This window comes from Paenibacillus oleatilyticus, assembly GCF_018998565.1.
Classification (GTDB): domain Bacteria; phylum Bacillota; class Bacilli; order Paenibacillales; family NBRC-103111; genus Paenibacillus_G; species Paenibacillus_G oleatilyticus.
In genome coordinates this window covers 61,632-83,020 of sequence record NZ_JAHNZO010000003.1, presented here as the reverse complement: position 1 = coordinate 83,020, position 21,389 = coordinate 61,632, and the positions used below count along the sequence as shown (strand labels likewise).

Below are 21,389 nucleotides of genomic sequence, written 5' to 3'. Positions count from 1 at the left end.
ATCTCCACTACATTTCTTGACACATTTGGCAGATCCGTTTCTTATCCACTTTGCCTACATGTGTTTTGGGCAGCTCCTGCAGAAACAAAAACCTTTTAGGAATCTTATACTTTCCGATTCTGCCCATGCAGTAATTCCTCAACCCCTCATCGGTAAGCCCATGATCCGGGTGCAAGGCAACCGCCGCGGCGACAGATTCCCCCCATTTGGGATCGGGAAGGCCGACGACTGCCGCTTCTTTAACGGCGGGGTGCTCCAGCATGAGCTGCTCCACCTCGACGGGATATACATTTTCTCCGCCTGTGATGATCATGTCTGTTTTACGGCCTACGATGTAGTAGAAGCCATCCTGATCCCGCCGGCCCAGATCGCCTGTCCGCAGCCAGCCGTCAACAAAGGCGGATTGCGTCGTCTCCGGCTGATTCCAATAGCATTGGAACACATGCTTGCCGCGCAGCCATATTTCGCCCACATCTCCAATCGCCGCTTCGCAGCCGCTGTCTGCCACAATTTTCACCTGCACCAGCATCATCGGCTTCCCGACCGATCCTCGCTTATGGACGACAGCGCGCGGGTCCATATAAAAATTGTTCGGCCCCGCCTCCGTTAAACCGTAGCCTTCCTTGAACGTCAGCCCCTTGCTCTCGAAGGCTTCGTAGATGGCAATCGGGCATGGAGCACCGCCGGAGAGAAACGTATGCACATGCGGAAATTGCGCAAGCGCAAATGCAGGCAAATCGATCATCATCCGGTACATCGTCGGCACCATCAGCACGATCGTGCAGGCATAGCGCTGAATCAGTTCCATTAGCGGCTCCGCCCGGGATTCTTTGCTTACCACCACAGTGCCGCCGGCGTACAAAACCGGCAGGCAAAGCGCATTAATTCCTCCCGTGTGGAACAATGGCAGTGACGTCACGGTAACATCGCTTGCCGTCAAATTCCAACTTACGATCGTATTCAACATGTTCCACAGCACCGATTGGTGCGACAGCACGACACCCTTAGGTTTTCCAGTCGTTCCGCCAGAATAGATCATCATGCAGCTTTCTGCCGCTACATCGTCGCGTTCCGCTTCCAGATGTCTCATCGGAATGGCAGCGCTGATGATGCCCTCGTATTCCACTCCGCCTACTTGCAGCGTGATTGGAGCGGACAGGCCGCGCGTCAACGGCTCCAGTTCACGATGGTACAACAAAGCTTTCGGCGTGCAATCGCTTACAATAGCGTTTAATTCGCTGCCGGATAAACGCCAGTTCAGAGGAACGAATACGGCGCGCAGCTTGATGCACGCAAACAGCGCATCCCAGCAGCAAAGATCATTCTGCGCAAGCACAGCGACTCGATCCCCGGGCGCTACGCCTGCCGCTTCCAAATAGCCCGCCAGACCGCAGGCTCGTTCGTTCATTTGAGCGTAGCTCCACGATTCTCCCGTCTCTGCGTTTATGGCCGCCGTTCGATGGGGAGTTAAGGCACTTCTGGCGGCCAGCCAATCCATTGAATCCTTTCTCATACGCTCGACCCCTATAGTCCATGATCTGTCCATTTGTTTGTACTATAGGAAGGTTACAAAGCAGTTACAAATTTGCGTAAATGAGGGGTTTGGAGTGGGCTCTGTCTTAATCGTAATGATCGTTCTACTCATTGATAACTGAAGCAGAACATTGTATGTATTCAAGAATATTTTCTCTGTAAAATTATACCTCTACGAGATAATTTATGTATATAGGGGATCTTAAAAAACAATTTAATTCTTCATATAATATACCCTCAACGCTCAGATACTCCAGCAATAACCTACTCTCCGTTTATGTCCCAGTTTTAGTGTTTCGATAGTTGGCATAGTGCCTTTTCTAGCCTCAAATGAAGTAATTTCGTTTGCAATTCAATAGTCTTTCGGTGAAGGTTCGAAACAATGTCTTCCACCGCAAATTTATGTAATGGTCTTATTTGATCGTTCACCCTGTTCAAGACGGCCATAGTGCAAGCTTCGTACGTTTGAATTTGCTGCATCAGTTCCCGTTCCTCGGCATCCAATCTTTTCATAAGGGTAACTTTCATATTCATATCTTCACCTTTCATAAGATCACCCGATGCTTGTCGAGTTCAACATCATCATATTGGTACATCCCACCATAAAAACTGCGACGGTTCACTTGTATTCTGGTGAACGCTTTGCATTGCTCCTGATAATACGCTTCGGTGTCTTCCCGTTGATACGATAAGCTGTAACCACTGTTTGCTTGGCCTGCTGTGGAGACTCGAACATAACCGATCACATTCATTGAAAGTTCCCTCCGCTACAGAAATTTAGATTTTTGTAATCACTAGGAACGACAAAATGTATTATTTAATAAATACATTTTATATCATCTAGTCGATACAATCAATACATTCTTTCTTTTACCGTCTTTTCATCTTATAATTTATGAAAAGATGTTCGGAGAGTAGGTAGTAACATGGCAATTAAGGTTCGGTTAAAAGAAATACTCGAACAAAGAGAACTGTCTCAGCGTAAATTAGCAAGAAAAACAGGATTAACACCAAACACGATTAATCACTACTGTTCTGAAAATATTGACCGCGTACATTTAAGTACATTAGACGCAATATGTAAAGCGCTAGAAATTGACTTGCATGAATTACTTGTTTTTGAAGACGACAAAGAATTGAACGAAGTATAATTTTCATGAGATCAAAACAGTTTTCACCATTTCCCCCAAAATACAAAAAGAGCAACCTCCTCGCCACGTTAACCATGGTTCGAAAGATTGCTTTCAGATGACAGTGAAATAGCAGTTACATGCAAACTAATAAAAATTCCCCTACCACACTAAGACTCACGCTCCACCTTCACGGCGCACAGCTTAAATTCCGGCATCCTGCTGTTCGGGTCTAGGGCATCGTTGGTCAGCCGGTTGACCGAGAGCTGCTCCCCCCAATGAAAAGGCACAAACACCGTACGCAGCTGGATGCCTTCCGTCACCTTTACTTGAAACACAAGCGAGCCTCGGCGGCTCGTGATCCGGATGCGGTCTTCCAGACGCAAGCCAATCTTCTGCGCTAGCCAAGGATGAATTTCCGCCACAGGCACCGGCGCTTTTTTATTCAGCCCTTCGGTGCGCCTCGTTTGCGCGCCGCTTAAGTAATGGCTCGCTACGCGCCCGGTTGTCAGCACATACGGATAGTCGCGGTCGATCGGTTCCGCAGGCAGTTTAGGCGTGATGCCGAACAGTCTGGCTTTCCCGTCGGGATGATGGAACCGTTCCTGAAACAAATAAGGCGTACCCGGATGCTCAGGAGCCGGACAAGGCCAAAATATGCCCTTCTCCCGCTTCAGCCGTTCATACGTGATGCCGCTGTAATCCGCCTTGCCCCCGGCTGTCGCTAAAGCCATTTCGTTAAAAACTTCCTCAATGCCGCCATAGCGAAAAAATGCTCCGCTCCCCAGTTCTTCCGCCAACCCGCATAAGATTTCGTAGTCCAGCCTGCTGCTTCCCGGCGGCTCCAGCACCTTTCCCCGATGGAACACTCGGCCCTCCAAATTCGTCAGGGTGCCTTCTCCCTCCAAAAACGACGAACCCGGCAGCAGCCAATGGGCGTAGCGGGCGGTTTCGGTCTCGAACAAATCGATGACGACGAGCAGCTCCAGCTTCCGCAAAGCGCGCTCGACCATCGAATTGTTGGGACTCGATACGACCGGGTTGGAGCCGAGAACGATTAGCGCCTTGATTTCGCCCTCGTCGATTTTTTGCAGCATTTCGTAGGCAGAGACGCCTTTGCCCGGCAGCTCGGCCGGGTCGATCCCCCACACCTTCGCCACATGCTCGCGGGCGGCCGGGTCCTCGATCAGACGGTAGCCGGGAAGCTGGTCCGCCTTCTGTCCGTGCTCGCGGCCGCCTTGCCCGTTCGCTTGGCCGGTCACTGCGCCGTAGCCGCAGCCGGGCCGGCCGATTTTCCCCGTAATCAAGGCCAGATTGATGTAATTAAGCGTATTCTCCACGCCGTTAACCTGCTGCTCCAATCCCCGCGCAGTAAGCACAATGCCCGTTTCCGCCTTGGCAAATCCGCGGGCGATGGTGCGAACGACGCCTTCGAGAACGCCGGTCAACCGCTCGACGTAATCCGGCGTACAGGCCTTAACGGCCTCAGCAAGCTGTTCGAAGCCGTGCGTCCGCTCGCGGACAAACGATTCCGCGTACAGCTTTTCCTCTACGATCACATGAAGCAAGCCGTTGACGAACACGGAGTCGAAGCCCGGCTGAAGCCGCACGTGAATGTCCGCCACCTTCGAGGTCATTGTATTGCGCGGATCAACGGTGACGATCGTGGCGCCGTTTTTCTTCGCCGCGAGCAGGTAAGGCATCATAGTCGGTTGGCATTCCGCAATATTCGTGCCGGCGAGGATAATGTACCGCGCGTGCGGAATTTCATGAAGCGGCATCGTCATGCCCCGGTCGAGGCCGAAAGCCTGATTGGCGGCGGCCGCCGCCGAGGACATGCAGTACCGCCCGTTGTAGTCGATGTATTTGGTTTTCAGCGCCACCCGCGCAAACTTGCCGAGCAAGTAGCCGACCTCGTTGGTCAGCGAGCCCCCGCCGTAGACGGCAACCGCGTCGCTGCCGTATTCCGCCTGCAACCCACGGATTTGCCCGGCAATCTCCTTCAAGGCCACATCCCAAGATTCCGGTCGAAGCCCGCCGGCTGCAGAGCCTCCCGAAGCGTCAGAATCAAACCGGCCCACCCTTCGCAAAGGCTCACTTATCCGTTCCGGATGAAGCACATGCTCCAAAGCGTGCAGCCCTTTCTGGCACAGACGTCCCGCAGCCACCGGAAAATCCGGGCTCGGCTTGATGACCAAGCCCGGATGACCATCGCTGGGAGTCAGCACCATCTGGCATTGCATACTGCAAAAGCAGCAGTGCGATGACCGACTCTCCGCCGTGCTTGTTTTTGCGGCTGTTTCCCCGCTCGCCGCTGCCTTCGTACTTAACAAATCCGGCGCATTCGCCATCGTCGTCGCACCCCCGTGAACATCACATCAGCCGGCCTTTTCCACCGACGCTGGAAACCCGATATACACGGCTCCATCCTGTATTTTGGTCGCATAGGTGCGAACGCATCCCGTATCCGGCGCCTGAACGAGCCCGGAGGAAAGGTCGATCCTGCGGTCGTGCATCGGGCAGAAGACATGCTCGCCGCAGACGATCCCTTCCGCCAGTACCCCATTCTTGTGCGGACAACGATTTCGAATCGCTTTGACGCTCCCGCTGCCGAGCCGGAACAGCGCTACTTCATCGCCCTGATAACGGACCGTCTTTCCGGTATTGACCGGCAGCTCCTCATATAAGGCCGCCCAGATCCAAACGATGCTTTCCCTTTCCTGTGTTACGCTCATGCACTTCTCCCCCTTTACAGCTCAACGACTTCATAGAAGTCTTTTTGAATTTTCTCGCTCTCGATCGCTTCTTTCCAAGGGTCCTTCGTGACCGACAGGGTGATGTCCATCCGCTCGCAGAGCGCCCTGCGCTCCTCCGCATTCTCGACGACCTTGCGGATGCTTTCGATGCCAACCCGCTTGACCCATTCGCTGGTCCGTTCGCCGTAGTTGGCGTTCTCGCGGTAATATTGCAGGTACGCCTCCGTATACTCCACGACTTCGTCTTCCGTCTTCACCGTGGTTAGAAGATCGCCGGCCCGCACCTTCACACCGCCGTTGCCGCCCGCATACAGCTCCCAGCCTCCGTCGATGGCAACGACGCCCAGGTCTTTAATAACGGATTCCGCGCAGTTTCGCGGGCACCCGGACACGGCCATTTTGACCTTGGCCGGCGTGTTGAGCCGCTCAAAGCGCTTCTCCAGCCGGATGCCCATGCCCATCGAATCGGCGGTACCGAACCGGCAGTACTCCGCGCCGACGCATGTTTTGACGGTACGGAGCGCCTTGCCGTAGGCATAGCCGGACGGCATATCCAGCTCCTCCCACATGCGGGTCAAATCCTCCTTCTTCACGCCCAGCAGATCGATCCGCTGTCCGCCGGTCAGCTTGACCGTCGGGACGTTGAATTTTTCCGCCACCTCGGCTATCCGCTTCAGCTCGGCCGGACTCGTCACGCCGCCGTACATCCGGGGGACGACGGAATACGTGCCGTCCTTCTGGATATTGGCATGCATCCGCTCGTTCACGAACCGGGAGGTGCGGTCATCCTTGTAAACCGTCGGGTGCACCATACCCAAGTAATAATTAAGCGCGGGGCGGCACTTCGAGCAGCCTTCCTCCCTTGTCCAGCCGAGCACGTTCATCACCTCGCGGACATAGCCCAGTCCTTTCTCGCGAATGGCGGCCACAATCTCTTCCCGGGAATGCTCCGTACAGCCGCACATCGTTTCCTTGACGGCCGTGCGGTCGTAGGAATCGCCCAAGGTATAGGCGAGCAGTTCGCCAACCAGCGGCTTGCAGCCTCCACAGGAACGGGATGCGCCGGTGCAGTTCTTCACTTCCTCGACCGACGTCAGCCCCTGCTCCCGGATCGCCGAGCAGATCGCGCCTTTACTGACCCCGTTGCAGCCGCAGACGATCGTATTGTCGATCATCGCGGCGACACCGGAACCGGCGTTCCCTCCCGAACCGGCGGACTCCCGAAGGATGGCGGCCTTCTCCATGCCGCTGATATCGGAGCCGTCGCGGATCATCTGCATCAGCCGTGTACCGTCCGACGTATCCCCGAACAGCACCGCGCCGATAATTTTGTTATCCTGAATCACGACCTTTTTGTAGACGCCCGAGTATTCGTCGTGCACGCGGATCGTCTTGCAGCCCTCGCTCTCCAGAAATTGACCGCCTGAAAACACATCCACACCAGACACCTTCAGCTTCGTGTACACGACCGAGCCTTCGTACGGGGTCGTCTCCACCCCGGCCAAATGCTTCGCAAGCACCGCCCCCTGCTCATAGAGCGGAGCGACAAGGCCGTACACGACCCCGCGATGCATCGCGCATTCGCCGACCGCATAAATGTCCGGCATGCTCGTTTGCATGTAATCGTTCACGACGATGCCGGGATTGACTTCGAGCCCGATCGACTTGGCCAGCTCGACGTTCGGACGAATCCCGACGGCCATGACGACCAGGTCCGCTTCCGCCACGCTGCCGTCCTTGAACTTGAGTCCAGTGACCCGCGAGTCTCCGATGATTTCGGCAGACTGCTTTTCGAGCAAAAAGTTCATCCCCTGCGCTTCCAGCGCCTCCTGCAGCAGCTTGGAGGCCGTACGGTCCAGCTGGCGTTCCATCAGCGTATCTCCGATATGGACGACATCCACCTTCATCCCGAGGTTCAGAAACCCTCTCGCCGCTTCCAGCCCGAGCAGCCCGCCGCCGATGACGACGGCTTTTTTGTATTTTCGGGCCGCATCGATCATCATCTCGCAGTCGCGGATCGTGCGGTAAGCCATCACGCCTTCCTTATCCGCGCCCGGCAGCGGCAGCATGAACGGATTCGAGCCGGTAGCCAGAATCAGCTTGTCGTAAGCCACCGTGACTCCTTGATCGCTCGTGACCGTCCGCGTCTGCGTATCGATGGCCGTTACGGTATGCCCGGTATACAAAGTGATCCCGTTCGCCTTGTACCAATCCCAGGGATGAATGACGATATCCTCTACGCTGGAATCGCCTGCAAGGACGTAGGACAGCAGAATCCGGTTATAGTTCGGATGAGGCTCACTGCCGAAAATCGTAATTTCATAGCTGCCGGGAGCCAGCTTGAGCAGATGCTCAATCACATTGACACCGGCCATTCCGTTCCCGACAAGTACCAGCTTTTGTTTGTTCGACATGGACCAATCATCCTTTCATTATGAGAATCAACGACTTACTGTACAGGGACTTCGCCCCCTATCCCTTCCCTGTGGGACACGGTCACTTTGCCGCCTTCGCCGATCCAGGTGCGCTTCCATTGGCCTTGGACCACCGCCACCAATATCACACACGAAAGCGCGATGACGCTTAGGATCAGAAATCCGGATGCAAAAGAGCCGGTAGCGAGCTTCAGATTGCCGAGAATTTTGGGCAGAAAAAATCCTCCAAGCCCTCCGGCCGCACCGACAATGCCGGTGACAATCCCGATCTCCTCGCGGAAGCGCTGGGGAACGAGTTGGAACACCGAGCCGTTGCCCATGCCCAGACACATCATGGCCGTGAAGAGCAGCGCCGTCGTTACCGCAAGCGGCGGCAGGGTGGAAATGCCCGCCATCAGCAGAGCGACGACTCCGTATAAGCCCATCAGCATCCGGATTCCGCCGATTTTATCGGCAAGCCAGCCGCCGACCGGACGGAAGAAGCTCCCGCCGATGACGCATAAGGTGGTAAAATCGGCGGCTTTCACCGGAGACAGCCCGTACTGCGTATTGAAAAAGATTGTCAAATAGGTGGACAAGCCGACGAAACCGCCGAAGGTCACCCCGTATAAAATGCAAAACAACCAGGCATCCCTCTGCTTCAGCACCATTCCGTAGTCGGCCAGCTTTTTGGACGCAGGCTGATTGGGGCTGTCCTTCGCCAGAATCGAAAACACGATCAACGTCAAAGCGATCGGAATCATCGCGATCCCGAATACGACGTGCCAGTCCCCGTAGTACTGGGCGATCCGGTTCGCAAACAGCGTAGCGAAAATCGTCCCGCTGTTCCCCGCGCCGGCGATGCCCATCGCGAGCCCCTGATACTGCGGCGGATACCATCTGCTCGCCAGCGGCAGGGCGGCCGCGAAGCTGGCTCCGGCAATGCCGAGCAGCAGCGCGATCGCATACATCTCGCCGATCGTGTCGGCAAACTGCCAGCCCCACCATAGCGGGACGAGCGTGATCCCCAGTCCGAGCTGGCCGGTCAGCTTCGGCCCGATTTTATCCGTCAAATAGCCGAGCACCAGCCGCAGGACCGACCCGCCCAGAGTCGGCAATGCCACCAGATTCGCTTTTTCCGCGGCATTCAGCTCGAATTCCCCGGCAATAATCACGGCCAGCGGTCCGAGCAACACCCAAACCATAAAGCTCATATCGAAGTACAAAAACGCACTGAACAACGATCCCTTGTGCCCACTCTGCCAAAAGCCTTTGCGTTCGATCATATGGACCTCTCCTTTTTCCTTGTGCGGTATCTCTCTTCAAGCGATGTGACAAAGACGACGAACCGGACGCACGAAGACGGAACAGCTCATCGGCCTCATTGCCATGCACCCGCGTCATCGTAGCCGAAACATAAAAAGCCTACCCCTGTACATTTGTTCAGGGATAGGCCTCATTGCCGAAAGGATTGACACGCCGTTGTGTCAGGAATAACCGGGTAAGCTTTATGGAGTTATTATAATTTGCCTCGTTTTAGTTGTCAATAAACATAACACAAAAATCGTAAACCATTTATGAAAATAACAACATCGACATTTTTAAAAATATTGTGTTATATTATTGTAATATAAACTAACATTTTATATCGAAAAATCAACATAAAAACCTTGATGGAGGTAGTTTTATGTTACGTTCCTTTTTACTTGTCGATGGCTTTGAACCGGAACCCTCTTCCTCTCCATCGTCCGCTGAACCCGGCTCGCCCTCCGGTCCTTCCGGCTTGGAAGCGACGGCCGCAACGATATTGCAAGATCTCGGCTTTCGCGTTGAGACGGCTTCTTCCTTCCACGAAGTTCAGTTTCTGGCCGACAAAGCCGATGCCGTGCTCTTATCCGTCGTCCCCCAACAAGTCGAGCCGTGGCGCCAAAAAATTGCCGCCGTACGCAGCCTTCCTTTGCTGTGGTGGTGCGACCGCCGGACGTTTCCCAGCTACGAATGCAAGCTGCCCCCCGGCATCGACGGCATGCTTGGTCCCGGGATGAGCGCCTTGGAAATTCACTGCGCGCTGCTGCTTGGCTTCAATCAATATGGTCAGCGGACGGAATGGCAGCGGGAACGCGAGCAGCTCCTGTCCCGGCTGGAAGAACGGAAATGGATCGATCAGGCGAAGCGGATTTTGTGCGAGATCAAAAGTATTTCGGAGGCGGAAGCCTACGAATTTCTGCGCAAGCAAGCCATGAACGAGCGCAAACGGATGTCCGACGTAGCCTCCTCCATCGTCAAGGTGTACCAGTTGCTGCAGGACGGAAATCAAGGAAGCCGCAAGCGATGACCGCTGTCTTTTAAGACACCAAAGCTTTCAGCACTTTCCCGATCGAATCGCGGATGACGTGAGTCGCCCGACTATCATACGGCGTGGAAGACTGGTTGATCAGAACCAACTTGTCGCCGCCATATTCTCCGACCAGCGCGGCGGCCGGGTTGACGGTTAGCGACGTGCCGCCGACGATCAGTACGTCCGCTTCCGCAATATGCTTTCGGGCCTTCGACAGGATGTCCCAATCGAGGCTTTCCTCGTACAGCACCACGTCAGGCTTTACAATTCCACCGCAGGCATCGCAGCGAGGAACCATCGTCTCGTCGCTCGTCACGTGATCGAGGTCAAAAAACTTGCCGCAGCCCATGCAGTAATTCCGGTGCACCGACCCGTGAAGCTCCAGCACATGCTGGCTCCCCGCCATCTGATGCAGCCCGTCGATGTTCTGGGTGACGACAGCCCGAAGCTTTCCCGTTTGCTCCAGCTGCGCCAGCACCTCGTGAGCCGCGTTCGGCTTGGCTTCCCTGTGGACCATGCACGCACGGTAAAAGTCGAAAAATTCCGCCGTACGCTCCATAAAAAAACTGCGGCTCAGCATGACCTCCGGCGGAAAAGCATGCCGGGAGGTCGTCTGATACAGCCCCGTTGCCGAACGAAAATCGGGGATCTGGCTCTCCGTCGAAGTCCCCGCTCCTCCGAAAAAGACAATGTTCCGGCTGTCCTCAATCCATGATTTGATCTCTTCAACCGCCATCTCCAGTCCTCCTTGATTCCTGATTCACACCGCTCCATCCGCCGGAAAACGGAGCCCGATCTGCTTGCGGGCCTCGTCCATGATCGAGATTGCAGTCAGCGAATTGGCGTGCGAATTCGTTGCAGACTCCAGTTTGCCGGCTTGCAACACATCAATGAACTCCTGAACTTCGTAAACCATCGATTTGTCGCTCTGCGGACGGGTCAACACCTCGACCGAGCCGTCGCGGTAACGGATTTCCACCTGCTCCGGCTGATTGATTTTGTCGATAACGAGGGTACCGTGCTCGCCTTGAATTTCCGTCGGCACGTACGAATTGACAATCTTGGAATGCGTCAGCACCGCCTCCATCTGCCCGTAGCTTAGGAGCAGGCTTCCCTGCCCGTCCACACCAGAGTCGAGCAGCAGACCATTCGCCTGAACGCAGTCCGGCTGACCGAACAGCACGACCATCGGATAAATGCAGTACACGCCCAGATCCATCAGCGACCCGTTGGACAAGGCGGGATTAAACGCATTGAGCACCGTCCCCTGCTTATAGGCGTCGTAGCGGGAGGAGTATTGACTGTAGCTTGCCGCATAGCGGCGGACCGGACCGATTTTGGACAAATGCTCCTGAACGGCGCGGAAATTCGGCATCAGCGTCGATTTTAACGCCTCCATCAGCAGTACCCGGTTCGCCTTCGCCGCGGCGATCATCTCCATCACTTCCGCCCGGTTGGAAGCCAGCGGCTTCTCACAGAGCACGTGCTTCCCGTGATTCATCAGCAGCACGGCCTGCTTCGCGTGGAAAGCATTCGGGCTGGCGATGTAGACGGCATCGAACGCATCGCTCCGCGCCATCGTCTCCAGGTCCGTGAACTTGTGCGGGATTTCGAATTTGGCTGCGAAGGCTTCGACCTTCTCCTCCGTCCGCGAATAAACCGCCGTTAAGGCAAACGCCTCGCACTCCCGCGCCGCGCGAATAAACTCTTCCGTAATCCAGTTCGTTCCGATGACTGCAAATCGTACCATGTTCGATTTCCCCTCGTTGTGTAATTTAATTTGTCGTCATGCCTATCCTTCTATTGTATAGGAGGATCGCGTGAGAGGCCAATTGAAATTTCCAAATTTACATATCGAACGGATAGATGTACAAAATCAGGGTAAAATATCCATAAAATCTTACGTTAAGGAGCCGCCATGATCAGCAACCGCGAACTGAAGGGACAAATCGAAGAATTAACCGAGCAAAACCAGTTTCTAAGCGACGAGCTGCAGCAGATCAAAAGCTTGCTTGAAAGCAAATCCAACAACCAGAACCAAAGCTCGAATCAAGGCCAGAGCAACCAAGGATCGGGGCAAAATAACAACAATGCGCTGTTCGATATGGCCAACGATTTCATTCAGCTCAAAAAGCTGACGAGCGACCTGCAGACCAAGATGCAGGAATATGCCTCCAAACAAACCCGCGGCTCGCGGTTAACAGACGAGGATGTCATCAATCTGATCATCAATATGATGAACGGGATGATCGATTGGACTATCGACTTCGTGTCCAAACAGAATCAATCGCAAGGGCAGATGCAGTAAGCAAAAAAGGCAAAAGGGCCCCTCCTGTGTCGGAAGAGCATTAAAAATGCGGCACTCCGGATTGAACATCCATCGTGCCGCATCGCCTTCTCATGATTCGCCTTAGATCGGCGTAGACCAGCGCTAGCCCCCGCCTGATGTAACGCCAACCGGACGAATCCCGTTATTTCCCTCGGGTCTTCCGAGAAGCACCGAGCCCAATCGGAGCCAAGTCGCCCCTTCTTCGACCGCCACCTCGAAATCGTTGGACATTCCCATCGAAAGCCCGCCGACCTCGTACTTCAGAATGCTTAACGCATTCAGGTCGTCGCGTAATTCCCGCAGCCTTTTAAAAACGGGGCGAGTCGCCTCCGGGTCCGCTTCGTGCGGGGCCATCGTCATCAGTCCGGCGATCCGAATGTGCTCCATGCCTGCAATTTGCTCGGCAAACGTAAACAAGCTTTCCGGCGGCAGCCCCTGCTTCGTCTGCTCCCCGGAAACGTTGATTTGAATAAAGCAGTGGACGACGGTTTGGAGCGCCGCGGCTTTTTTTTCGATTTCTTCCGCCAACGACAAGCGGTCCAAGGAGTGAATATAAGCGAATTTGCCGACGACATCCTTCACCTTATTTGTCTGTAAATGTCCGATAAAATGCCACGTCCCCATCGCGTGAAGAGCCTGCCATTTATCCCGGGCGTCCTGCCAGCGGCTTTCGCCGATATGGGAGACGCCGAGCTGCAAAATCCGCTCCGTCACTTCCAGCGTCGTATATTTCGTTATGGCAATGATCCGCAATTCCTCCGGGCTTCTTCCGGAGCGCCGGCAAGCTTCTTGAATGCGATGCCGGACGGCGGCCAAACGGTCCTGTAAATCCAACGCGTATCCCTCCCCATATGCGTTATGCGGCGGCTAGATGGAAAGGCTTGCCGACGCGCGATGTTGAGCGGCCACCAGCCTTTGGTACCCCTTATGAACCCTCAGCAATTCGTCGTGCTTCCCTTGTCCGGCAATATGCCCTTTGTCCAGCACGAAGATGACATCGGCATTTTGGACGGTCGACAGCCGGTGGGCAATCACAATGGTCGTCTTGCCCCGCCTGGCTTCGTCCAAATTCCGCTGCACCTCGTATTCCGTCTCCACATCCAGAGCGGAAGTCGCTTCGTCGAGAATTAAAATTTCCGGCTCTTTCAGCAAAATCCGGGCCAGAGCCAGGCGCTGACGCTGGCCGCCCGACAGACTGATGCCTCGTTCCCCGATCGTCGTGTCATAGCCGTTCGGCAGGCTGATCACAAATTCATGAATGCAGGCGATCTGACAAGCGCGGACCAACTCGCTTTCCGATACATGCTCCGCGCCCAACTGCAAATTATGCCGGATGCTGCCGGGAAAAAAATAAGGCTCCTGAAAGACGATTCCGACTTTATCCAGCCAATCGTTTCTTCGGACGGCCGCCAGCGTCCGGTCATTGACGGTAACCATGCCTTCGCACGGATCGTAGAAACGGATCAGCAATTTGGCGATCGTCGATTTGCCGCTGCCGCTTTCCCCGACAAAGGCAATTTTGCGGCCTGCCGGCAGCTCCAGGCTGACCCGGTGCAAAATCCGTTTGCCCGCGTCCCCGTAATCGAACGACACGTGATGGAAGCCGATGCGGCGGACTTCGTCCCGAAACGGCAGCGTTCCGTCCGCCTCTCCCTCCGCCTCCGTGACTTGACGAATCCGTTCCACGGATGACAAATAACCGGACACATTCATGGACAAATCGTACATTTGCTGCACGGTATCCATCAATTGACGGGCATACTGATAGGTCACGACAAACATCCCGAGCGACAGCTTTCCCTGCAGCACCAGCAGGCCCCCGTACCCGAGCACCAGCAAATTGGCCGCCCATTTGACCGGATCGCAGGCCAGCAGCTGTTGATTCAGCAGCTTGGTTTGCCGCAGGACGCTGGCAAAATACCGGTTGAACCGGTCGTTGAACCGGTCGCGTTCCCACGATTGCCGGTCGTTCGCGATCACTTCCCGGGTCGCGGATACGGATTCTTCGAGATGCACCAGCAGCTCGGCCTTCCCGGCGTTGACTTCGTCGGCGGCCCGCTTGCGCAAACGGGCGAACCGCCGTCCAAGCGCCAAATAAAGACAGCTCAGCCCGCCGGTCGCCAGCAGCAGGAACGGACTGGCAAAGCCGATGATGACGGCAAGAATAACGACGGTGGTCAGCTGCTGGACCAGCTTCGGGATATCGCTCCCTGCCGTATGGGCGGCTTGAAAAATATCTGTCGTCAACCGGTAGACGTAATCGGCCGTCCTTTCCTTCTGCCACCGCAGAATCGGAACGCGCTCCATAAACGTCAAAAATTCGCCGTACATATTGGACCGCATTGCCGCGATGTTCCTTTGCACAAGATAAGGAACAAGCGTAAACAGCAGCGAATAGACCGCATACGCGCCAATGACCGCCGCCATCAGCGAGCCGAACAGATGATACTGCTGCCCGAGAAACACGTCGTCGATCATAACCTTCTGCATCGCGACCGTCGCAAGGAGCGCCGCCCCCTCCGCCATCATGAGAGCAATGCAGGCCGTGATTTTCCATCTTCTAAGCGCGATATGTCCCAGTATCCATTTCCAATTGGCCATGTTGATCCTCCGCCGCATTCCAGGTTCCGCCGGCAGCCATCCGGTAAAAGCTCCCGCCCAGCCGCAGCAATTGCTCGAAGCTGCCCGCCTCCGCCACTGTCCCGTTTTGGATCACGCAGATGAGGTCGTACTCCTTGATCGTCGATAGTTTGTGAGCCACCGTAACGATCGTTCTGCCCTTCATCAGGCCGCTGATGGCTTGCTGCACCTTGATATCGTTGATCGTATCGAGCGCGGAGGTCGCTTCGTCCAGGATCAGCACCGCCGGATTGTTCAGAAACAGCCGGGCCAGCGCGATGCGCTGCTTCTGTCCGCCCGACAAGAGGACGGCCCGCTCGCCCACGACCGTATCGTAGCCCCGCGGGAGCTCCATAATAAACTCGTGGGCATTGGCGGCTTTGGCGGCGTCGATCATTTCCTCGTCCGTCGCCTCCGGCCGGCCGAAGCGGATATTTTCCCTCACCGTGGCTCCGAACAAATAGGGCTCTTGGAACACGAACCCCATCGTCTGCCTCAGCTGAGCTAAGGACAGACGGGTGAGGGGAACCCCGTCCAGGGTGACCGTTCCCCGCTGCGGATCGTAAAATCTCCCGATCAGCTTCAGGATCGTCGATTTGCCGCAACCGCTCATCCCGACCAAAGCGACCCGCTGCCCCGGCTTGATCGTCAGGTTCAGCCCCTGAAGCAGAGCGCTTCCCGATTCGTACCCGAACTCTACGTCCTCCAGACGGATTTCACCCTTCACGTCCGGAAGGATTACAGGCTGCGCGTCTTCCTTGACGGCGGGCTCCTGCTCCATAAACGCGTACAGCCGGGCGGCTTGATGCACCAGGATGCGCTGCTCCGTAAAGTTTGAAATCAGCGCGGTCAGCGTCTGCATGCCGGAAAAAAAGTACATCATAAATACGGTAAACTCGCCGACCGTCAGGCTGCCCGACCGGTGCAGCACAAAGCCGCAGGCAAAAATGGCGATGCCGCCCGCGTACAACGTCATCTTGCGGTTGGCTCCCCGCAAATTCGCGTACCACAGATGCTTCAGCGCAATGCGGCTGAACTCGTTCAACCGGTCCATGACGAGGGACTGCCCCCAGCGGACGGTGGAAGACGCCCTCAGCTCCGACAGCGCCGACAGCGCGTCGTACACGGTCTGGTTCAAGTGAACCCGGTCGGCGGCCATTTGCTGTCCGGCCAGGGACGCTTTCGTTTCCAGGTAAGGCCCGAAGACGTAATACAGCAGCAGGCAAGGAATCGCGAGCAGCGTAAGCTCCCAGCTCGTATGCAGCATGAGGGCGACCGAAACGGCCGAAAAAACGATTTCGTGCAGCAGCCACGGAATCGCCTGCCGGTACATATTTTGCACCGCCGCCACTTCCGTGTTCAGCAGCGACAACGTTTCGCCTGCCGGGTGATGCTCGAAATACGCGAAGCCAAGCTTGCGCATATGGTCGATCACCGCATACTGCATGTCCCGGGCGGCGCGCTCCTGCAGCGAATTTTGCGTCACGTTTTGAAGCACCCTCCCGGCAAACAGAAACGTCACCAGCAGAGCGATCGCGCCCAAGTAGCCGTAAAAATAAACCGGGTCGGACATCGCATCCACACCGTCGATGAAATACTGGATCAGCTTGGCGACCAGCAGCTCGGATACCGAAATGACCGCGATGGCCAGGATCAATAGCGAGCAAGCGGCGCGGTAAGGCAGCATAAAAGACACGATCCAGAAATAGACCCGGCGCATGCGGTTCGATTGAGCCCGGGGCCGCTCCGTACCGACGCCTCTTGTCAGGTTAGTCCCCATGCGGTCCGTCTCCCTTAATCCGTCGTCCGAACCCGCTCGTTCACCTGAAAAATTTGAATCGGGCCGTCCCAATCGTCGGCGCGCACTTCCTCATAATTCCCGTGGGTAAACTCGTGAATCGCCTTGCGCCAAAAGACGTGGGCCGGTTTGTTATCGGCCTCCTGCCTGATTTCCCACGCTCCCTTCAAATGGCGGAAAATTTGGCAGACCACCTCCCGTCCGATCCCCTGCCTTCTCCATTTTTTCAACACGAAAAACTCCGCGATGCTGTAAGTATCGTCCCCCGGCTGCAAATAGACGGTATAATTGTTGATGAACGCAAAGCCCGCCAAGCTGCCGTTCACGGTCAGCAGCAGCGGCAGCCGCTTCTCCTGCTTGCGGCCGTCCTCCGTCCAGTAATGATCCAGGAACGGATAATCGAAGTAACCGTGCTCGTCCGGGTCCTCCCCGGTATAATCCGTCGATTCGTACTGGTACAGCTGCATCAGATTGCGGATCACCGGCTTATCCGCCATGCCCGCTTCCCTGATTTCCACGTCATGGCCGTTCATGTGCGTCCGAATGTTCATTTTGGCTTCGCCTCCTCTACTTTCGTGCCGCCGGTCAAGCTTTCCGGTACAGCCCCGTCCACCAGCCGCGCTTGCCCTGCTGCTCGTCGGCGCGCTCGTCCTTGTGCTCGTACAAATCGATCTTTTCCAGGCCGTTGCGCTCCATGAGCTCCTCGATCTCGCCTTCCGAAAAATGGTGATAGGTCATCCCGTGCTCATGATTTTCGTATGAAACAAACGTAATTCCCCGATCCTCGATCCGTTCGGCGGACAAAGGAATGTCCCGGTACGTCGAGCGTACTTTGAAAACAAAGTATCCGCCGGGGCGCAGCACTCTGGCGATCTCGCTCCATACCGTCTGGGCCGACGACCACGTATTGAACTGCAGGCAAAAGCTGGCGACCAGGCAGTCGAAGCGGGCCGCCACGAAAGGCAGGCGGTAGAACCCGCCTTCCACAAGCCGAACCTCGACGCCCCGTTCCGAGGCGAGCTGCCGGGCGCTTTCCAGCGCGACCTTGGAAATATCCAGCCCGGTGCAGCGGTGCGTCTTGGCCAGCTCCACCAGATTGATCCCCGGGCCGCAGCCGATTTCCAACAGCTCCATATCTTCCGGCAATTGGGCAAAATAGTCCTGCAGAAACGGGGCGATCGTTTCCTCCGTGCCCGGCACCGAGCGCAGCTCGGATTCCGTTTTGGCCACGCTATCATCCGTCCGGCGGCTGTATAACCGGTTCCATTGGTCTTTATTCGTCGCGATGAATTGATCTATGCTGCTCATTTGCAATCCCCCCTATCGAACTATCGAACGAAATGGGCCTCGATCCGCTTTGCTATGTCCTGAATGCCGGAATGCTTGAACAAGTCCGTAATGGACAGCGCATTCGGATATTTTTTATTGATTTTGGCGTAAAAACGCATCAGCAGGATGGAGTCGGCATCGCCGCTTAACACCGGCTCGTGCGCCTCCGTTCCGGGCCGTCCGCCGGTCTCCTCCCACAGGACCAGCAGGTCCCGTTCGATGGCGGTCGGAGGCAGCCCGCTCCCGCCATGTCCTGCGGCTGGGCGCGTATCCGGGGCGGGCAAGGCGCTGCGGTTGATTTTGCCGCTGGTCAGCATCGGAATGCGCTCGATTTGCATCAGATGCGCCGGAATCATATAGGCCGGCAGCTCCAGCGCCAGAAAGGCTTTCACGTGCTCGGCGTCCACCTTGCCGTCGGCCGTAAAATAGGCGCAAAGGTACTTCAATCCGTCAGGCGATGCAAGATCGACAACGGCCGCCTGTTTTACGGCCTCGTAGCGAAGCAGCGCCTGTTCGATTTCGTCCAGCTCGATCCGGTAGCCCTTGAGCTTGATCTGCCGGTCCACCCGGCCCAGAAACTCCAGGTTGCCTTCCTCGTTCCAGCGGGCCAGATCCCCGGTCTTGTACATGCTCGTTCCCGGTTCGAACGGATTGTCCACGAATTTCGCGCGGGTCAACTCCGCCCGGTTGACGTAGCCTTGCGACAAGCCGCGTCCGGCAATGCACAATTCGCCCGGCAGACCGATCGGCATAAGCCGGTTATCCTTGCCGACCACGTAGCACTTCGTATTGGAAATCGGTTGACCGATCAAAATTTCGCCGCATTCGGGAGTGAGCTCGTACACCGTCGTATTGACGCTGTTTTCCGTCGGGCCGTACTCGTTAAACAACCGGCAGTTCGGCAGCGCGGCAAAATGGTTGGCCGCCAGTTTAAGCGATAGATTTTCCCCGGCCAAGATGACGAGCTTCAAGCTGCCCATCTTCGGATAGGCATGCTCCAGCAGGATCGCATACAGCGTCGGAACCGTCGACAGCCGCGTCACTTGGCAGCTTTCGATCACGTCCCCGATATAGCCTGCGTCCAGCCGCTTCGCCTGCTCCAGTATCACGATGCTTGCCCCGACCAGCAGCGGCGAGAACGTGTCCTGCACCGAATTGTCGAACGCGAACGAATCCATGATCAGCACGACTTCCGTACCGTCATAGCGGTAATAGTCGAAGTTCCAGCATAGCGTGTTCATGATCGCCTTGTGCTGGATCATGACCCCTTTCGGCTTGCCCGTCGAGCCGGAGGTATAAATAATGTAGGCGACATCCTCGCCCGTATGGAGGGGCGGTACATCGGCACAATCTTCGGCCGCAGCGGCAGCGTCGTCCACCGCAAGCGTCGGCCCCGGGAACGGAATCTGTCCGTCCGAACCGGACTGGACCAGCAGCACGCGGGCGCCGCTGTCTTCGAGAATGAACCGGATGCGTTCCTCGGGATAGTCCGGGTCCAAAGGCAAATACGCGCCTCCCGCCTTCAGCACGGCCATGATCGCGACCATCATGTCGCTGGAGCGCTCCATATAAATACCGACAACCGTGTTGGGGCCAATCCGCTCTCTTCTTAACCGCCGTGCCAGACGGTTGGCCCTTTCATTCAATTCGCGGTAGGTCAGCCGGGTGTTCCGAAACATTACGGCGGTGCGTTCCGGCGTCAGAGCGGCTTGCCGCGCAAAACGACCGGGAATCGTCCATTCGCCGTCAACGGCCGTATCCGTACGGTTGAATTCGGTGATCAGCGTATTTCGTTCCTCGTGGGAAAGCATGTTCACTTCCGCCAACGACTTGTCCGCGCGGCCGATCATGTCCTTCAGGATCCGCAGGTAATGGTCGAGCACCCGGCTCATGGTCGAAGCCTTGAACTTCGCGGCGTCGTACGTCAGCTTCACCTCCGGCTCGGCGCCGTTGCGGAACGTCACATTGACGGGGTGCTCATACCATTCCTCCGCCTCATAGCCCGTGACCGTGAGCGTGCCTCCGGCCGGATACGAACCCATCGGCGCTTCGATCCGAAAAACCGAATCGATGATCGATTCGCCGGAAGGCGACGGGCAGCCGGCTTTGATGTCGGCGGGCGGGTCGAAGGCATGGCCGGATAAATCATGCACTTTCAAGGCGATGTCCTGCACAAAATCCAGAGCTGTTTCCACGTCGTCCGCCACCGCGCGAAGCGGCAGCGTGTTGGTCGCGCAGGCGACGATCTCCTCGAACGGCTGCGGCCTTCCCGGCATGCGTACGCCGAACATCACGTCGGCGCTATCGCTGTAATACCGCAACAGCACCGCCCATGCCGCATACAGCACGGCGGAGGAGTCCAGACCGAGCTTCGCCGTGAAACCGGCCAGCGCTTGCTGCAGCGAAACGGGAACGGGCCGGGAGCTGCGCGCCCACAGTTCCGTTCCTTCCGCGCCTTTACGCTCAACGGGAAAATGATCCCGTGGCTCATAGCCCGCCAGCACCCTTTTCCAATACGCCTTCGCCCGGTTGGTCCGCTGCGCCCGGAGGAAGGCATCGTATTGGCGGTACGACGGCTTCGCCGCCAATGCCGCTTCGTCTCCCTGAGCGACCGACTCGTAGACCCGAAAAAATTCGTCCAAAATCCGTCCGTCACCATCCTCGTCGGATACGAGGCGGTGAGAGGTCATAATCATCCGGTACTGTCCCCGGCCCAGCGTGCAAAGCGATACGACGAACAGGGAACGGCTGATATCCGCCTCGTTCCTGTCGGCGGCCCTTATGCAGCCGACGGCGCGGTCTTGTTCTGCTTCGGGCAGCCCGGACAGATCGTGATCCTTCACGGGCGGTTTCCAAGACTTCATGATCCGAAGCGCGGGCGTCTCCTCCTCTTCCCACCGGATCATCGCTCTCAGCATCTCATTCCGCTGAGCCACCGTATCCCAGGCGCGGGCGAAGGCGTCCTTGTTCAGTTCCCCGGTCAGACCGACCATGATCTGATTCGTTTGCCGCCCCGCTTCGGATTGCTTGATCCGGTTGAACAACAGCCCTTCCTGGATCGGCGTTAAGGGAAACGTCTCTTGCACCTGCTCCTCGATTAACGTTAGTTTGTTTACCGGCAACGAAATTCCCTCCCTGCAACG

The 21,389-nt window shown here is 56.3% G+C and carries 17 protein-coding genes; 3 read left to right on the top strand and 14 right to left on the bottom strand.

Annotation, left to right across the window (positions count from 1 at the left end; all coding sequences use genetic code 11):
* Positions 1-7: 7 nt before the first annotated feature.
* Together KQX66_RS05300 and KQX66_RS05295 are read right to left on the bottom strand one after the other, a co-directional pair.
* The gene (locus KQX66_RS05300) at positions 8-1,513 is read right to left on the bottom strand and encodes an acyl-CoA synthetase (protein ID WP_216790640.1); all 1,506 of its coding nucleotides are present in this window, start codon (positions 1,511-1,513) and stop codon (positions 8-10) included.
* Between the two features lie 565 nt (positions 1,514-2,078).
* Positions 2,079-2,285 carry a recombinase family protein gene (locus KQX66_RS05295; RefSeq protein WP_216790637.1) on the bottom strand — a complete coding sequence of 69 codons (207 nt, stop codon included), beginning with the start codon at positions 2,283-2,285 and terminating at the stop codon, positions 2,079-2,081.
* Between the two features lie 174 nt (positions 2,286-2,459).
* Here KQX66_RS05295 and KQX66_RS05290 point away from each other — a divergent pair, with 174 nt between their 5' ends.
* Positions 2,460-2,684: a helix-turn-helix domain-containing protein gene (locus KQX66_RS05290; RefSeq protein ID WP_216790634.1), complete on the top strand. Its 225-nt coding sequence runs from the start codon at positions 2,460-2,462 to the stop codon at positions 2,682-2,684.
* A gap of 149 nt (positions 2,685-2,833) precedes the next feature.
* Here KQX66_RS05290 and KQX66_RS05285 read toward each other — a convergent pair whose 3' ends face one another.
* From KQX66_RS05285 to KQX66_RS05270, 4 genes are read right to left on the bottom strand one after another with little or no spacing between them, the layout of a single operon-like run.
* Positions 2,834-5,014, bottom strand: coding sequence for a molybdopterin oxidoreductase family protein (locus KQX66_RS05285; protein WP_253956946.1), 2,181 nt, complete (start codon positions 5,012-5,014; stop codon positions 2,834-2,836).
* Between the two features lie 27 nt (positions 5,015-5,041).
* Positions 5,042-5,398, bottom strand: coding sequence for a nitrite reductase small subunit NirD (nirD, locus tag KQX66_RS05280; protein ID WP_216790632.1), 357 nt, complete (start codon positions 5,396-5,398; stop codon positions 5,042-5,044).
* 14 nt (positions 5,399-5,412) lie between these two features.
* Positions 5,413-7,833: a nitrite reductase large subunit NirB gene (gene nirB / locus KQX66_RS05275; protein ID WP_216790630.1), complete on the bottom strand. Its 2,421-nt coding sequence runs from the start codon at positions 7,831-7,833 to the stop codon at positions 5,413-5,415.
* Positions 7,834-7,868: 35 nt separating this feature from the next.
* Positions 7,869-9,116 (bottom strand): nitrate/nitrite transporter, encoded by a 1,248-nt coding sequence (locus KQX66_RS05270; RefSeq protein ID WP_216791062.1) that lies wholly within the window; start codon positions 9,114-9,116, stop codon positions 7,869-7,871.
* Between the two features lie 404 nt (positions 9,117-9,520).
* Here KQX66_RS05270 and KQX66_RS05265 point away from each other — a divergent pair, with 404 nt between their 5' ends.
* Positions 9,521-10,168, top strand: a complete 648-nt coding sequence (locus KQX66_RS05265) for an ANTAR domain-containing response regulator (RefSeq protein WP_216790628.1) — start codon at positions 9,521-9,523, stop codon at positions 10,166-10,168.
* Between the two features lie 10 nt (positions 10,169-10,178).
* On the opposite strand, the gene KQX66_RS05260 is transcribed toward KQX66_RS05265, so the two are convergent.
* Complete coding sequence (locus tag KQX66_RS05260; protein WP_216790626.1) at positions 10,179-10,907, bottom strand: NAD-dependent protein deacylase; 729 nt, start codon at positions 10,905-10,907, stop codon at positions 10,179-10,181.
* A gap of 24 nt (positions 10,908-10,931) precedes the next feature.
* The gene (locus KQX66_RS05255; RefSeq protein WP_216790624.1) at positions 10,932-11,921 is read right to left on the bottom strand and encodes a Gfo/Idh/MocA family protein; all 990 of its coding nucleotides are present in this window, start codon (positions 11,919-11,921) and stop codon (positions 10,932-10,934) included.
* Positions 11,922-12,089: 168 nt separating this feature from the next.
* Between KQX66_RS05255 and KQX66_RS05250 the strand changes: the two genes are divergently transcribed.
* Positions 12,090-12,479 carry a hypothetical protein gene (locus KQX66_RS05250; RefSeq protein WP_216790622.1) on the top strand — a complete coding sequence of 130 codons (390 nt, stop codon included), beginning with the start codon at positions 12,090-12,092 and terminating at the stop codon, positions 12,477-12,479.
* Positions 12,480-12,602: 123 nt separating this feature from the next.
* Here the strand turns inward: KQX66_RS05250 and KQX66_RS05245 are convergent, their stop codons facing one another.
* Genes KQX66_RS05245 through KQX66_RS05220 form a run of 6 tightly spaced genes read right to left on the bottom strand, consistent with a single transcriptional unit; the run spans position 12,603 to position 21,368 of the window.
* Positions 12,603-13,334: a YggS family pyridoxal phosphate-dependent enzyme gene (locus KQX66_RS05245; RefSeq protein WP_216790620.1), complete on the bottom strand. Its 732-nt coding sequence runs from the start codon at positions 13,332-13,334 to the stop codon at positions 12,603-12,605.
* A 33-nt stretch (positions 13,335-13,367) separates the two neighbouring features.
* Complete coding sequence (locus KQX66_RS05240; RefSeq protein WP_216790617.1) at positions 13,368-15,101, bottom strand: ABC transporter ATP-binding protein; 1,734 nt, start codon at positions 15,099-15,101, stop codon at positions 13,368-13,370.
* Positions 15,061-16,899: an ABC transporter ATP-binding protein gene (locus tag KQX66_RS05235; RefSeq protein WP_216790614.1), complete on the bottom strand. Its 1,839-nt coding sequence runs from the start codon at positions 16,897-16,899 to the stop codon at positions 15,061-15,063. The genes KQX66_RS05240 and KQX66_RS05235 overlap by 41 nt, the downstream gene beginning before the upstream one ends.
* A gap of 14 nt (positions 16,900-16,913) precedes the next feature.
* The gene (locus tag KQX66_RS05230) at positions 16,914-17,468 is read right to left on the bottom strand and encodes a GNAT family N-acetyltransferase (RefSeq protein WP_253956944.1); all 555 of its coding nucleotides are present in this window, start codon (positions 17,466-17,468) and stop codon (positions 16,914-16,916) included.
* A 34-nt stretch (positions 17,469-17,502) separates the two neighbouring features.
* Positions 17,503-18,225: a class I SAM-dependent methyltransferase gene (locus tag KQX66_RS05225; RefSeq protein WP_216790611.1), complete on the bottom strand. Its 723-nt coding sequence runs from the start codon at positions 18,223-18,225 to the stop codon at positions 17,503-17,505.
* 20 nt (positions 18,226-18,245) lie between these two features.
* Entirely contained in the window at positions 18,246-21,368 is a 3,123-nt protein-coding gene (locus KQX66_RS05220) for a non-ribosomal peptide synthetase (RefSeq protein ID WP_216790609.1), read from the bottom strand.
* Between the last annotated feature and the right edge of the window lie 21 nt (positions 21,369-21,389).

Bases quoted from the DNA above. Each gene is read 5' to 3' on its own strand.
- KQX66_RS05300 (WP_216790640.1), bottom strand. From the start codon at position 1,513: ATGAGAAAGGATTCAATGGATTGGCTGGCCGCCAGAAGTGCCTTAACT.
- KQX66_RS05295 (WP_216790637.1), bottom strand. From the start codon at position 2,285: ATGAATGTGATCGGTTATGTTCGAGTCTCCACAGCAGGCCAAGCAAAC.
- KQX66_RS05290 (WP_216790634.1), top strand. From the start codon at position 2,460: ATGGCAATTAAGGTTCGGTTAAAAGAAATACTCGAACAAAGAGAACTG.
- KQX66_RS05285 (WP_253956946.1), bottom strand. From the start codon at position 5,014: ATGGCGAATGCGCCGGATTTGTTAAGTACGAAGGCAGCGGCGAGCGGG.
- nirD (WP_216790632.1), bottom strand. From the start codon at position 5,398: ATGAGCGTAACACAGGAAAGGGAAAGCATCGTTTGGATCTGGGCGGCC.
- nirB (WP_216790630.1), bottom strand. From the start codon at position 7,833: ATGTCGAACAAACAAAAGCTGGTACTTGTCGGGAACGGAATGGCCGGT.
- KQX66_RS05265 (WP_216790628.1), top strand. From the start codon at position 9,521: ATGTTACGTTCCTTTTTACTTGTCGATGGCTTTGAACCGGAACCCTCT.
- KQX66_RS05260 (WP_216790626.1), bottom strand. From the start codon at position 10,907: ATGGCGGTTGAAGAGATCAAATCATGGATTGAGGACAGCCGGAACATT.
- KQX66_RS05255 (WP_216790624.1), bottom strand. From the start codon at position 11,921: ATGGTACGATTTGCAGTCATCGGAACGAACTGGATTACGGAAGAGTTT.
- KQX66_RS05250 (WP_216790622.1), top strand. From the start codon at position 12,090: ATGATCAGCAACCGCGAACTGAAGGGACAAATCGAAGAATTAACCGAG.
- KQX66_RS05240 (WP_216790617.1), bottom strand. From the start codon at position 15,101: ATGGCCAATTGGAAATGGATACTGGGACATATCGCGCTTAGAAGATGG.
- KQX66_RS05235 (WP_216790614.1), bottom strand. From the start codon at position 16,899: ATGGGGACTAACCTGACAAGAGGCGTCGGTACGGAGCGGCCCCGGGCT.
- KQX66_RS05230 (WP_253956944.1), bottom strand. From the start codon at position 17,468: ATGAACATTCGGACGCACATGAACGGCCATGACGTGGAAATCAGGGAA.
- KQX66_RS05225 (WP_216790611.1), bottom strand. From the start codon at position 18,225: ATGAGCAGCATAGATCAATTCATCGCGACGAATAAAGACCAATGGAAC.